Raw genomic sequence first — 14,256 nt, 5'->3', positions numbered from 1 at the left:
ATAAATGTTTAGAAACTTTTAATTTCGATGCCTCCAAATAAGGCCGTCCCATCTAAAATCAATGTTTTTTTCATCTCTGCTACCGGCATTACATGCGATCTTTTATCTTCAACACTACCAAATAATGCCGTTACGTTCGATTTTATTGCCCAGTTTTGGGGTACAATTAATTTAATGCCTCCAAAAACTGCTGTTACATCAAGCGATGCGGTTTCAGGAAAATCAGCCTGAGTCATTACAATATCTGCTCCTCCAAACACCGCGGTAATATCGCCACCCTGAAAGTTTTTAGAGTAAACGGTTTGGTTACTGCCCCCGAAAACGGCTACCACCTCTATAACATCATTATTATTTGCGGTTTTCTTATCGGTCGTTTCATCAAAATCAAAATCCGTATTGTTCTTATCTTTACGTTTTTTCTTAAACCCCCAAACATCCTTTGGCCTGAAGATTAGAAAGCCACCCACGATAACCAAACCAATACCTAAAGCATATTTGGATAGATTAAAATCCAGACCAGGTATATTATCTAAGGTATTGTATGTACCGATCAAAATCAGGATCAGCCAGGCTATTCCTTTAAAGTTACGACGAACGCCGATAAATACACCAAGTACAATTAAAAAATTAGACCAGCTGAATATCCATCGTGGAATGTTTAGTCCCATATTATTCAATAGAAATGCAAATCCGATGATGACTATGATGAAACCGCTCCAAACCCTTCCTGAGTTTTTGAGCTGGTTGTTATCGTTATTATTAATATTTTCCATTTGTGTTCATATTTAATACCCAAAAGTATTGATAAGCACCCGACCATAACAGGCCTGACTTGCAAAAACTCGGTAAAGGGCGGTAAGTGCCCTTATTTTATCGGTGAAAATTATTTTGTTATTTTGATGGCATGAAATTTTCCCTATTAATGTTTGTTCTTACTATTTCTACCGGCTTATACGCACAGGAAATAAGTAGCCATTACAAGATTTATGATGTAAAAAAACAGAAATCCATATCCATAGATGACATTGTTGCTGATATGGACCAGGCGGATGTTTTATTCTTTGGCGAAGACCACAACGATTCTGTAGGGCACTACCTGGAAGCGGCGCTTTTTAAAAAACTCCATTCAAAATATCCGTTAAAAACGGCACTGTCTCTAGAAATGTTCCATACCGACGTACAACCTGAAGTAGACGAATACTTAGCAGGCTTAATCTCGGAAAAGAACTTTATTAAAGAAGGCAGGGCCTGGGGAAATTACAAAGATTATAAACCTTTAATAGAATACGCCAAACAAAATAAGTTAAAAGTTATTGCGGCAAATGCGGCAACGCGTTACAGCAATGCCGTTACGATGGGCGGACTTAAAGTTTTAGAAAATTTCCCCAAAACATCATTCAATTTTTTACCACCCTTACCTATTGATACAGCCCGGGGTCGGTATTATGAAAAATTCACAGAAACTTTGGGTGGCCACAACATGGGCCCGATGAAGATTTACCAGACGCAAAATTTATGGGATGCCACCATGGCCTGGTCTATCAGTAAGTTTGTTAGGGCAAACAGGGGGATGAAGGTGTTTCAGCTTAACGGACGTTTCCATAGTGATGAAAGGTTGGGAACATTAGCCAAACTGGCTCAATCTAATCCAAAATTAAAAATCTTAAATATTTCATCATTTTCTGATGAAAGTTTTACCAATCCCAACTGGGAAAAATTTAAAAATCTTGGCGATTACATCATCATAACCGATCCAACAGTAAAAAGGAGTTATTAAAAAAAAGCCGCCCCAATTTGACATCGGGACGGCTATTGTATGTTATGCTTTTGCTTTTAATAAATCTCTGATTTCTGTTAACAGCACTTCTTCTTTTGTAGGCACAGGGGCGACAGTTGGCGCAACAGCTTCTTTTTTCTTCAGGTTATTGGCACCTTTAATGATGAGGAAAAGAACAAATGCAACAATAATAAAGGTGATGACCTGCGAAAGGAAATTACCGTATTTTATTGCTGTACCTGCAATAGTAAGCTTGCTTAAATCTTCCAGCCCTGCTGCTTTTAGTGCCGGACCCAAAACCGCTGGCGTAATTATATCTTCAACCAAAGAGCTAACAATTTTGCCGAATGCAGCACCAATGATTACACCGACAGCCAGGTCAAGTACATTTCCCTTAACTGCGAATTCCTTAAATTCTTTTACAATGCCCATATTTCATTAAGTTTTAGTTTTTTATTTACTAAAGTAGCAAACATTAAACTCAATACAAATGTTTAGCAAATAATTTTAAAACCGGACATATCGATAGCATTTAGGTCAAATCAGCAGAATATCTGAAATCTATTGTTTATTTTTGCCCCATTCTTTTATATTTACTATGCTAAAGCAACACTTACAACAAAAATTATTACAAAAGTTATCACCACAACAAATACAGTTTATTAAACTGTTGCAGGTGCCAACCGTTGCATTAGATACCCGTGTAAAAGAAGAACTTGAAGAAAATCCAGCGCTTGAAGATCCGAGTTTAATGACTCAGGATGAGCCAAAAAGCGAATACGATGATTTAAATGACGGGCCTGAAGATTACGAACAATCATCGGAAGATACCAGCATGGATGAATTTAATGTAGATGATTATTTACAGGATGATTCGGCCAATGATTATAGTACCAATTACAATAATGGCGACGACGATGAGGAGAAAAAAGAAACCCCTATCGCCATTGAAAGTACTTTTTTTGAAAGTTTACAGGAACAATTAGACCTTATTCCCCTCTCCGATCAGGATTTTATTATTGGCAAGCAAATTATAGGCAGTTTAGATGATGATGGTTATTTACGCCGTCCGTTAGGTTCTATGATTGATGATCTTGCTTTTTCTCAAAACGTAATGGTTGAGGAAGAAGATGTACTGGAAATGTTAAAACTGATCCAAAGCTTTGACCCTCCAGGCATTGGTGCAAGAGACCTGAAAGAATGTTTATTGATCCAGTTAAAAAGGAAAGATCCGAATAATCCGATTATAGTTAAAGCAATGAATGTTGTAGAAAACTATCTGGATGAGTTTACCCGTAAACATTACGATAAATTAGAAAAAAGTTTAGGTTTAGATAGCGAAGAACTTAAAGAGGTTGTAAATGAAATTCTGCGTTTAAACCCGAAACCAGGTGACGCTAATCAGGTTACGACTAAACAAATGCAGATTATTCCTGATTTCCACATCAGTAATAATGATGGCGTGTTAATTTTGACCTTAAATTCGAAAAATGCACCTGAATTAAAGGTAAGCAGATCTTACCAGGAGATGTTTGAGCATTACGACAAAGCCTCATCAAAAGATAAAAAGCTGAAAGAAGCGGTTCAGTTTGTAAAACAGAAGCTCGATTCGGCAAGGTGGTTCATCGATGCCATTAAACAAAGGCAGCAAACTTTGTTAAAGACCATGAACGCCATCATGCACTATCAATATGAATATTTTTTAACGGCCGACGAGCGGAAAATGCGCCCGATGATCTTAAAAGATATTGCCGATAAAATTGATATGGATATTTCAACCGTATCGAGGGTAGCAAACTCTAAATATGTACAAACTGAATTTGGTACTTTCTTATTAAAATCTTTCTTCTCAGAGGCGATCCAAACCGAAAACGGTGAAGAAGTTTCGAATAAGGAGGTTAAAAAAATATTGGAAGACTGTATCGGCAACGAAGATAAACGCAAGCCATTGGCAGATGAGAAATTAACCGAAATTTTAAAAGAAAGAGGTTATAACATTGCCAGAAGAACTGTTGCAAAATATCGTGAGCAGATGAATATTCCGGTAGCAAGGCTTAGGAAAGAACTTTAGATCAGTTTTCAGTTGGCAGTTTTCAGTTGACAGTTATCAGTTGGCAGTTATTAGTTTTCAGTTAACGGTAAACTAGCAATTGCCAAACAGAAGCTTTCTATTATTGTGACTGGGAAATGAAATTTCACTACTTTTGGCAGCTTCAGTCCCGCTTTCTATTCCAATCAAGCTTAAGCACAAATTTTTGCGCACCCTGCAACCTCAGAAATGAAAAACTGCACTGGCCATTTAGCCCCGGTTGCAGCGTTACCCTGCAGCGAGGAGGTATGACGAAGCGAAGCGTAAAAGCGTAAAACGGGAGGACATTTATTGATTTGTACAGGTACTGCGCTCCACATATAAGCTCTGAATACAGCGATAAAATCGCCTTTCTCCTCCATCCTCGTTACAAACAAGGACGATGAATAAGTTTTCAACCTATCGCCCACTGAAAACTACCACATTTTAATATACGATGGCACCTTGTAGATATTGTTCAACAATAAGCCCAGTACAATTTCGTGGCTGCCATTACTTACCTGATTTAACTCAGAGGTTGTAAAATCGTACGAGTAAGTTAAGTTAACCATTTTACCAATGTTAAAGCCTGCCATTGCGGCAAAGGAGTCGTCTTTACGATAACTTCCACCCAACCAGATTTTATCTTTAAAAGCGAGTTTAAGGTTTACATCAACAGAAACAGGTGCAGGCGAAACATACTTTACCATTACCGATGGCACTGCAGCAATCTCATCATCGACGAAAAATTTATATCCCGCAGTGGCAAAATAATGTGGCGCTTCTTTACCTAAATTATAGCTATTATCACCTGTGAAACTTAATTTCTGCGGCAAAATTTGCTGTACAGATAAACCTGCAAACATCCTGGCGCCATACAACCATAAACCAATACTCAAATCGGGTTTTACCTGGTTAATTAATGCCCTGTTCATAATCGGATCTATTGGTGTATCGAAAGTAAGTGCATTCACATCTAAAGAAATACTCGAAATCCCCGCTGCAACACCTGCCGAAAGATTAAAATTATTACTGAGCTGCAGATGATAAGCATAAGTGACATTTGCATCCAATCTTTTTATCGGACCGGTTTTATCTAAAACGGCGGTTAGCCCCATGCCATGGTGCGACGGTGATGACATATAGTTTTGCATATAATTACGGTCCATCGGATTACCGGTTTGCTCAGGGAAAGAAGTCAGCGCATTACTCCATAATTGATTATCGCCCAAGGCCCAGTGTGCCGATACAAATGAAGTTTGAGGTGCATCGGTAATACCCGACCATTGTTTACGGTAGCCAGCTTTAAAATCAAGGTAATTTTCAATTCCTGAGAGCGCCGGATTTAGCAGATACTGATTAAAAATGTATTGGGTATACTGTGGCTTTTGTTGTGCACAAACCTTAAATGTTGCAAAAAGAGCAAATATGATGATGAGTTTTTTCAATTTATCTGATTATAGTGAGCGGTCCTGTTATTGTTTTTCTTCCGTTACGGGGGTTGATGACATAATAATAAACACCTACCGGAAGTGGTTCATTTTGGTAATTCCCATCAAAAGGAATTTTATATCCATTGCTAAAAAATACCTTATTCCCGTTTCTGTTAAAAATTTCGACAGTTGCATTTGGGTAAGATTCTAAATATTTAATAACCCAGGTATCATTTACATTATCGCTATTTGGTGTAAAGGTATTGGGTGGATTTAATACTTGCAAAACTTTAATCAAAACTTTCGATGTCGTGGAGCAGCCATCAGGCTGTGTGGTTGCTGTAAGCGTATATTCTGTATCGTTATCTGGTGAGGCAATGGGATTTAATACATCTGTTTTGTTTAAACCTGTTGCAGGCGACCATTTATATTTCAGGTTAGTACCTTCAGCAGTGGCAGGGATTTCGATCTGTCCACCTGCTAAAATGTAAACCAATGTACCTGCATTAGCAACAGGCGATTTGTACACTTCGATTGTATTGGTTATGGAGCTGGGACAACCATTATCACCTGTAAAGGTATAAGTGATGAGATGTGGCCCAAGTCCGGCAATTTTCGGATTAAAGGTACCATCTTCTTTTATGCCATCGCCACTATATACGCCTGGCGCTCCATTCATTTCTTCTCCAGCTTTCTGTTTCGCCTGCGTAATTAAAACGGTTCCATCGGCCTCGCAAACCGGAGCCATATCATCAAACACCAATTGCGGAACGGGTTTTAAGGTAAGCGTTTGATCTAAAAATTTAGAACAGTTTTCTCCGGAATAAGCGACAAGCCTGATGTTAAAAGTTCGGTCGGTGGTGCCGCCAAAAGTATCATACTTTATCACAAAAACTTCGTTATTACCGGGATAAGGGATGGTTTTGTAAATAGAAGCTTCTCTGCCAAAATCTCTGTAAATCTCAATCTTTGTAATGTTACCTGTAAATACGGTGGATGTATTTTTAATCATGATATCTTCACTCACACAGCTATGATCGTTCAAAATTTCAAAATCTGCTGCTTTAACATCACCATTTACCGTAAATGGTTTTCGTGCGAACACCTCACAACCATCCTGATTATTCACCGTCAGGATCACATTGTAATTACCCGTGGCTGCAGGCGTAAAAGTACCATCTACTCCTGTGGTTGTGGCGATTACATTATTGTTATTGTCAGTGTACTTCCACTCAAAAGTTAAGCCTGTTGTAGTTCCATCTGCATTTTTGGAAATATTTTTAAACCTGGCTACCCCATCTGCCAAACAAAAATCAGGAAGCTCGAAATCAGCCGATTGCGGATCAATTACAGTTACTGCTTTGCTTTTCAAGATGCTCACACATCCTTTATCGCTTTCCGTTATTAAAGTAATGGTATAAGAGCCAATAGCACTGTATTGATGAACAGGATTTTGCTGAGTAGAAGCCGTACTTCCATCGCCAAAATCCCAGGTCCATTTCACAATAGTGCCCGGGCTTTCAATCGTCGATTTTTCAGTTAAAATAATCGGTTTGCCCACACATAAACCTTTCACATCAAAATCGGATATGGGTTGAGGATTAATCACAATTGGAAATACAGAAGATGTTTCTGAACATTTAGAATCTGTCGTAGCCGTTAAAACCACATTATAAGTCCCCGGACGATCATAAATATGAACAGGGTTCTGCTCAGGAGACGTTTTCCCATCACCAAAATCCCATAACCACTGTGTAATGCTTCGCGAATTTGAATTGGATTCACTTTTATCCGTAAACTGAACACCAGTAGACTGGCAACCCGTAGCCGGTAATTCGAATGCCGCTGTAGGTTGATTATCAACCGAAAAATCGATAATCAATTCTTCAGTATTACCACAATTATCGGCATTTGGCTTAGTTGCAATTACTTTAAACTGATAATCACCAGGATTTGGATAATTCAGGTCGTTAGGATACTTGTAGGTATAGTACGTATTGTTATCATTTGGCCTGGTAAAGGTGTTTATTGCCACGGGGTTATCATCGGTAAAACGTGCTGCGCCCTCAATCTCCCAATCTATCTTAGTGGCCTGGTAAGGTAAATTTATCGTTAAACTAATGGGTTCTCCTAAGCAACCGCTGCTAATAGGTTGTCCTGTAACCGCACTGGTGGGTTGAAAAGTAAAATTCTGAATATTTGCCCCGGCTAAATAAGCATAAGACTCTACTGCTCCGTAACCATATGAAATTGCCGAAAAACCACCTGCCGCAGATAACCTGTGCTGGGGCTGTGTATTGGTCACGTCAATTACAGCGTAGCTAAAAGTGTTATCTATATTGGTAAAGTTATTCACCGGGTTACCATCCAGCCTAAATGAAGCTATATCTGCTGTTTTAATAATTACATTCAGATAGTACCTCGTGATCTGGGTAGGAACGCCTACTGATCCCAAATCAGAAAAAACCGTAATGTTATTTAGTGTTTGCTCAACGGGATTAAGCACGGTTATTTCAGGATCACCAGGAAATTGATATTGGTTGGTATTGGTTCCATTGTTTAGGTTGCAAGTTTGCGAAGTTTGGTATTGTGCCACCGCAATTGGTTTCGAACCTGAAATTACATTTGCTGAAGTAGTGAAAAAGGTAATCACTGCTCCTTTATTGTAAGGATTAGAAAGCGGAGTTCCATTGGCATTAGTGGTGCTCCCATTTACGGTTAAAACCGTATTGTCATCAGCTACAATTACCCTCATAATATCGGTATTACCATGAAGGGTGTTATAAAAAGGTGCGGTTACAAAATTCTTTCCCCATGCAGAAACCGGAAAAACCTGTTGGTACAGGTTATCTCCCCCAGCTGGATTACGACTATTACCTTCATTACAAAAAGCTGCCCAGGTATTACCTGTAAATACAGCTATAGGATTACAGTTTAAGGCTTTGATGTGGCTTCCGGTTAAATCACCAACTGATTGATATTGATAAACATCGCCTCTATTTAACTTAATGGTAAAAGTGGCATCAGCGTTTCTTCCTCCGTATCTTTCGTTTTGTTTAGGCGTAATTTCTACATCAGTATTATCAACTGTTGCTACAATTGTAAATTGCGAAAAACCCTGTTGATTTCCATGATTTTCATAACTAAAGGCATAATACTCTTGTCCCAGCGTATTGGTTGGTAAGACTAAGGTACCACCCGTACGGGCATTATTGGAAATAATACTATACAATGATATGGCCTTCGTTGTAACCACATGAATGGCTTTATTGGGTTCTATTAAATTGGAGCTGCCCATCAACACCGCGTAAGTATTGGGATTGATTACAAATGGCAAACAGGTATTTGCAGGTATGGTTGCACCTGCCGGAGAAACTAAAGTATTACCAACATAAACTTCATATTCGGTAGCCTGATCTGCAGATAAAAACAAGGTTAACCTCGACCTATCTCCATCAATATGCCCTGCATAAGGAACATAAAAATCTTTTCCCTTATTTGATGTGTTTTGAGCAAAAGACAAGGACCTTGCAAAGAGCAAGAAAAACAAAACCAATAACCAATGTCTGCTCATTACCTATCAGTTTAGTTTGAAAACGTTATACATGTTTGTTTGATTAGATATGCAATATACTATTAATCAAATCACAAGAAAAAACAATTATTAGAATTTTAACAATTTTTAAGTAGAAAAACGGCCTTTCGTGTAATAAACTGAATGAGTAGTGTAAAAAAGTTTCAGATGCGAAAGTAATGACTTAGAAAAAAGGAATATCATGTAAAACAAAAAAGCCACCTTATTAAAAGTGGCTATAAGATAAATATTCAGTTATTGCCTTGATCGGACTGATCGCCGCTACCGTATTTTGCAGAGAAATCTTTAGCTTTCTCATCTGCAACACTATCGTTATGATCTTCAGGTTCCAGATTTTCGTCTAAGCGGTCGTTCCAATCATTTAATCCCTTTTCAGGATGTTTTGCATTTTCTGCTGTAAAATCAGATTTTGATTTAGCCAGATCTTCTTTTTTATTTTCCATGTTGGCGTTTATTTTAGATAAAACAGTGCCGCTAACAGAAAGTTTGGTTCAGTACGATTATTTAACAGGAGGTTCATCTTTGGCATCCTTAAATTCTTTCACACTTCTCCCAATTCCCCTCATCAATTCCGGTATTTTTTTACCACCAAAAATAAGCAGGATAACCACTCCTATTAAAATAATTTCTATTGCAGACATATCTTTATATTTTTCACAATATACGTTAATTCTTATGAAATGGATTGTTAGTGATTGGGTTAATCGGTTAATTGTTTAAATCGGCGAATTGACAAAACTACAGACTTAAGCCTTCGGACTAACGATAGGATAGTCTACACCAAACACCAAGCGCCTAACCCTAGACTAGCAAGGCATTTAAAGTCCTCTTTTTGATTTTAGGCACCGCGCCATGACGCATAAATTCGGCAAAACCTTTTAATTGTTTGATTGACTTAATGGCTTCGTATCCTTCATAAGAAGTTCTGATTTTGTTTAGCAGCATGATATCTGTTTTAAACAGGTCACTTTCAACTAATATCCCTTTATTCAGAAATTTCTTAATCAGTTCGGCCATTTTGCCATTGGCATATAAATTAAGTGGTAATTTAAACATATCATTATTGAGCTTTTCGAAAGCTTCATTGATCCAAAGCACCTCAGTCTCTACATTCACGGCTATTTTTCCATCCTTCAAAACAACGGAAGTCAAAAATTCGCGGGCACGCTGACGGGAAATTATCCCACCATGAACCCCGTCCCGTAAAGTATAATCCAAACGATCGGCACAGAGCGCTGGCAAGGGTTGTTCTAAAATATCAAAAGTACCGTACAAAATCTGGTTAACATTGTATCCATAATTTAACAGTACATCAGGCACTTCCGATTTACATAAAACTTCTGCAAAAACCTTTTCATGATAATCTTCATCTGTATTGTCGAAAACATAATCTCCCACATGAGAAAAAGCAGTATGCGAAATATCGTGCAGCAAACCGGCAATTTGTTCCAGTTCTGAGCCACCTAACATCCTGATCAACATGGTTACGCCAATGGCATGCTCCAGTCGCGAATGACAGATATCCGGGTTGACCAAAAATATAGCCCCGCTTTGATGGATCCCGCCCAACCTTTTTAAAGTATCCGTATTTAACAGATCAGAAAATACCGCCGGCAATTCCATTTTGCCATACAAAAAATCGTTTACCTGGATCATGTTGCTTTATTTAGTTATAAGGAATAATCAGCAGTAAAAATACTAATTATTTTAGCTTTATTATAAAAAATTATCCACATTAAAACTTTAATAAACTAAATTAATTAGCCATAAAACTACTTTCAAATATTTTGAAAGCTATTATTACAATTTCATGATCAACAAAAAAGCAGCAGTAAAAACAAGCCTATAAATTAAACGTTATACTTGTAAAAAACAGCTATATGGCAACTGCTCAGCAAATTAGAAAAGCATATTTAGATTATGTTTTAACCAACGATGAAAAACCAAAATCGGTTTATATTTTTGTGAAAAAGCTTAAAATTACCGAGGCTGATTTTTATCAGTTTTTCTCTTCTTTCGAAAGCATAGAAAAAACAATCTGGTTCGAACTTACCTTCGAAACCATTAGCAAAATCAAAGAACAGGAAGTTTGGCCCCAGTATACTTCCAGAGAAAAAATGCTTTCTTTCTTTTACAGTTACCTGGAAAACCTGAAAAACGAACGCAGTTTTGTGATTTACAGTTTAAAGAATCACCATGGTAAATTTTCTACTCCTGATGTTCTGGCTGGCGTAAAACCCATTTTCGAAAATTTTGCTCAGGAAATTATTGAAGAAGGTTTAGATAGTGGCGAACTTGCTGAACGTCGTTTTTTAAGTAAGCGTTACAAAGATGCATTATGGATTCAGTATGCTTTTATTGTTAATTTCTGGATCAACGATGATAGCGAAGGTTTTGAAAAAAGCGACGAAGCCATCGAAAAAGGCATCAATGTCACTTTTGATCTTTTTCAGCATTCGCCAATTGATAATTTATTGGAATACGGAAAGTTTTTATCCAGAAATGGGAAGTTTGCAGATAAGATGAGGTTTTAAATACCAGATGAAGACACAAAAAAGTATTCCAACTACCAAGGTAGAGCGTTCGGCAAAATTTGTTAAAACCGGTATTCAGATTGGGGGCAATTATATTAAACATTACTCCAAAAAATTGTTTAACCCTGAAATGGACCGCGAACAGCTAAACGAAGATAATGCCACCGACATTTATAAATCACTGAGCGAATTAAAGGGAAGTGCCTTAAAAATTGCACAGATGCTGAGCATGGATAAAAATATCCTGCCAAAATCATATGTAGATAAATTTACCCAGTCGCAATACAATGCCCCGCCCCTTTCGGGTCCATTAATTGTCCGGACTTTTACCAAAAATTTCGGTAAAACACCTGAAAACATTTTCGATAGTTTTAACTTAAGCTCCAGCAATGCAGCTTCTATCGGACAGGTGCACCAGGCAACGCTTAATGGTAAAAAACTGGCCGTTAAAATTCAATATCCAGGTGTAGGTGATAGCATTTCTTCTGATTTAAAACTGGTAAAACCTTTCGCTTTCCGTTTATTGGGCATGTCGGAAAGGGAATTGAATATCTATATTAAAGAAGTTGAAGAACGTTTGCTCGAAGAAACAGATTACGAACTGGAAGTTAGGCGTTCAATAGAATTTTCTGAAGCCTGTAAAAACCTCTCTCATGTGATTTTTCCGAAATATTATCCCGAATTATCTGGAAAGCGGATCATTACCATGGATTGGATTGATGGCTTACATTTAAAAGAGTTTTTACAAACCAATCCTTCTCAAGCGCTGCGAAATAAAATCGGTCAGGCGCTGTGGGATTTCTACAACTTTCAACAGCACGAACTCAGGGCCGTACATGCCGATCCACATCCGGGAAATTTTATGATTACGCCGGACGAAAATTTGGGTGTAATTGATTTTGGCTGTATTAAGGAAATGCCTGATGATTTTTATTACCCGTTTTTCTCCTTAATTTCAACTGATGTAATTCATGATAAAAATAAAACGATAGATGCTTTTAGAAAACTGGACATGATTCATGCAGACGATTCTCCTGAACAGGTTGAGTTTTATCATCAATCGTATAGAGAGATGATCAGCCTGTTTGCCAAGCCTTATACCAGTAAATCTTTCGATTTTAGTAAGCCTGACTTTTTTGAGCAACTGTATAGGTATGGTGAAAAGATTTCGAAAATGCCGGAATTTAAGCAGGCACGGGGCGTAAAACATTTTATTTATGTTAACCGGACTAATTTTGGCCTGTATACGATATTACATGAATTAAAGGCAACGGTTAAAACAGATACTTATAAACCTAATGTATAGTGCATAGTTGTCATTTCAAGCTCGGGGCTTCGAGAAGAAATTTATATTACTTTGATATTGGTCCTTCCTTACTGGATGAATACTAACCATTAAGGAATTAAGAAAATTAAGGTTTTTCTAAGATGTTATAGAGGAAGTTATCTCTTTGGAAGATCCGTCATTTCGAGCGTAGCCGAGAAATCTATGAGTAAATTTTAATAATACAACTTATAAACTTCTCTCTCTAAAGTTCGGAATTGCTCTCCAGCCGCAAAAACGACCATTCGATCGAATAAGCTATTTTATGAATTTTTCTTTACTACTTCAACCATATGATCGATATCAAATGGTTTTTCGATATAGTCATCAGCTTTGCAATCTTCGGCCTGTTGTGGTAAGTTATTTGATGTTGAGGTTAGCACGGCCGATACATCTTCGGTTTCAGGGTCAGATTTAAGTTCTTTAATCACCTCTGATCCTTTCTTTTTACCCTTGATGTGATCATCTACAATCACTACATCGGGTTCAATTTCATCTATTTTATCTATCGGCTCGGTTGTCAATGATGCCGTAACATCAAAGCCTTCCTCTTCCAATACCTGGTCCATTATATCGAGGATATCTTTATTATCCTGAACAAGTACAACCTTTTTCTTCATAAATAAACAGACTAAATTCTCACTAAAGATAAAGAAAAAGACTAATCCAATAATAAATCTTAAAATATTTTACAATTGGTTAGTAAATGTTGCAGGTTTTCGTCTTGAATTAATGCCTGTTCGTCGAGTATTACCTATCGATTGTATAAAAACGCAACATGGCCTGCAACGTTTTTCATTTCATTGCGTCTTATCTACAAAACTACAACAAAAAGACTTAAACATTTAAATAACAATTAATTAACATTTAATTATTAAATAAAAATATTATGAAAACCTCAATCAAAACCCTAATCGCAACTTCATTAACAGCAATCGTTTTATCTTCAGCAGTATTTACTACAAGTGTTTCTGCAACAGAAAAAGAACCGGATGCCATTTTAAAAATATCGGCTTTTAAAAGAATTTCTGTAAAAGGAAATGTAGAAGTAACCATTATCCAGCGGAGTAATCCTGGCATTTCTTATACTGATGACAACACCGGAACAGCAAAGGTGATGCAGGATGGTGATAATTTAAAAATCGCTTCTACCAGTACCGAAAAAGCAAAATTAACCGTTTATGTAAACGATTTTTACAGAATTGAAGCTTCAGAAAATGCAATTGTTAAAACAGAAGGAAAACTAAGAACTAAATATCTTCAGATCTTTTTAAAAGGAAATGCACATGCCGAAATCAATACCAGCTCAGAAGGTTTATATACTGTAATTTCTGATCAGGCAGATTTAAAATTAAGTGGTTCTACTGATAACCATACTTTAGTAATGGGTAAATCGCAAAAATTAACCATCGATAGATTTGCAGCTTTGAAAACCAACATCAGCTCTGTAGAAACTGTGGCTGTTGAAAAAGAAATTGCCGCAATCAAATAATCATAAAACACACCAATGAAACAAGGCTTTCTG

13 protein-coding genes are annotated in these 14,256 nt (G+C 37.2%); 5 read left to right on the top strand and 8 right to left on the bottom strand.

Features of this window, described 5'->3' with window-relative positions; translation table 11 throughout:
* Window positions 1-8: 8 nt before the first annotated feature.
* A complete protein-coding gene (locus tag AC07YT_RS10810; protein WP_086546705.1) occupies window positions 9-773 on the bottom strand; it encodes a LiaF transmembrane domain-containing protein in 765 nt (254 codons plus the stop codon).
* A 131-nt stretch (window positions 774-904) separates the two neighbouring features.
* Between AC07YT_RS10810 and AC07YT_RS10805 the strand changes: the two genes are divergently transcribed.
* The gene (locus AC07YT_RS10805) at window positions 905-1,777 is read left to right on the top strand and encodes a ChaN family lipoprotein (protein ID WP_086546706.1); all 873 of its coding nucleotides are present in this window, start codon (window positions 905-907) and stop codon (window positions 1,775-1,777) included.
* A gap of 42 nt (window positions 1,778-1,819) precedes the next feature.
* Here AC07YT_RS10805 and mscL read toward each other — a convergent pair whose 3' ends face one another.
* Window positions 1,820-2,209 carry a large-conductance mechanosensitive channel protein MscL gene (mscL, locus tag AC07YT_RS10800; RefSeq protein ID WP_086546707.1) on the bottom strand — a complete coding sequence of 130 codons (390 nt, stop codon included), beginning with the start codon at window positions 2,207-2,209 and terminating at the stop codon, window positions 1,820-1,822.
* 166 nt (window positions 2,210-2,375) lie between these two features.
* Here mscL and rpoN point away from each other — a divergent pair, with 166 nt between their 5' ends.
* Window positions 2,376-3,848: an RNA polymerase factor sigma-54 gene (gene rpoN / locus AC07YT_RS10795; protein WP_086546708.1), complete on the top strand. Its 1,473-nt coding sequence runs from the start codon at window positions 2,376-2,378 to the stop codon at window positions 3,846-3,848.
* A 434-nt stretch (window positions 3,849-4,282) separates the two neighbouring features.
* Here rpoN and AC07YT_RS10790 read toward each other — a convergent pair whose 3' ends face one another.
* From AC07YT_RS10790 to AC07YT_RS10770, 5 genes are all read right to left on the bottom strand, one after another.
* On the bottom strand, window positions 4,283-5,293 hold the full coding sequence (locus tag AC07YT_RS10790; RefSeq protein ID WP_086546710.1) for a PorP/SprF family type IX secretion system membrane protein: 1,011 nt from the start codon (window positions 5,291-5,293) through the stop codon (window positions 4,283-4,285).
* A gap of 1 nt (window position 5,294) precedes the next feature.
* Complete coding sequence (locus AC07YT_RS10785; RefSeq protein ID WP_086546711.1) at window positions 5,295-8,852, bottom strand: PKD domain-containing protein; 3,558 nt, start codon at window positions 8,850-8,852, stop codon at window positions 5,295-5,297.
* Window positions 8,853-9,103: 251 nt separating this feature from the next.
* Window positions 9,104-9,316, bottom strand: coding sequence for a hypothetical protein (locus AC07YT_RS10780; protein WP_086546712.1), 213 nt, complete (start codon window positions 9,314-9,316; stop codon window positions 9,104-9,106).
* 57 nt (window positions 9,317-9,373) lie between these two features.
* Window positions 9,374-9,514 (bottom strand): Sec-independent protein translocase subunit TatA/TatB, encoded by a 141-nt coding sequence (locus AC07YT_RS10775; RefSeq protein WP_086546713.1) that lies wholly within the window; start codon window positions 9,512-9,514, stop codon window positions 9,374-9,376.
* 160 nt (window positions 9,515-9,674) lie between these two features.
* The gene (locus AC07YT_RS10770; RefSeq protein ID WP_086546714.1) at window positions 9,675-10,529 is read right to left on the bottom strand and encodes an HD domain-containing protein; all 855 of its coding nucleotides are present in this window, start codon (window positions 10,527-10,529) and stop codon (window positions 9,675-9,677) included.
* Between the two features lie 224 nt (window positions 10,530-10,753).
* Here AC07YT_RS10770 and AC07YT_RS10765 point away from each other — a divergent pair, with 224 nt between their 5' ends.
* Window positions 10,754-11,407, top strand: a complete 654-nt coding sequence (locus AC07YT_RS10765) for a TetR family transcriptional regulator C-terminal domain-containing protein (RefSeq protein WP_086546715.1) — start codon at window positions 10,754-10,756, stop codon at window positions 11,405-11,407.
* 7 nt (window positions 11,408-11,414) lie between these two features.
* Window positions 11,415-12,713, top strand: coding sequence for an ABC1 kinase family protein (locus tag AC07YT_RS10760; protein ID WP_086546716.1), 1,299 nt, complete (start codon window positions 11,415-11,417; stop codon window positions 12,711-12,713).
* Window positions 12,714-12,994: 281 nt separating this feature from the next.
* Here the strand turns inward: AC07YT_RS10760 and AC07YT_RS10755 are convergent, their stop codons facing one another.
* A complete protein-coding gene (locus AC07YT_RS10755; protein WP_086546717.1) occupies window positions 12,995-13,351 on the bottom strand; it encodes a response regulator in 357 nt (118 codons plus the stop codon).
* Between the two features lie 269 nt (window positions 13,352-13,620).
* Here AC07YT_RS10755 and AC07YT_RS10750 point away from each other — a divergent pair, with 269 nt between their 5' ends.
* Complete coding sequence (locus AC07YT_RS10750) at window positions 13,621-14,223, top strand: GIN domain-containing protein (protein WP_086546718.1); 603 nt, start codon at window positions 13,621-13,623, stop codon at window positions 14,221-14,223.
* Window positions 14,224-14,256: the final 33 nt, after the last annotated feature.

This window comes from Pedobacter sp. GW460-11-11-14-TSB4 (assembly GCF_059423705.1).
This window is presented reverse-complemented; position numbering and strand designations above follow the sequence as displayed.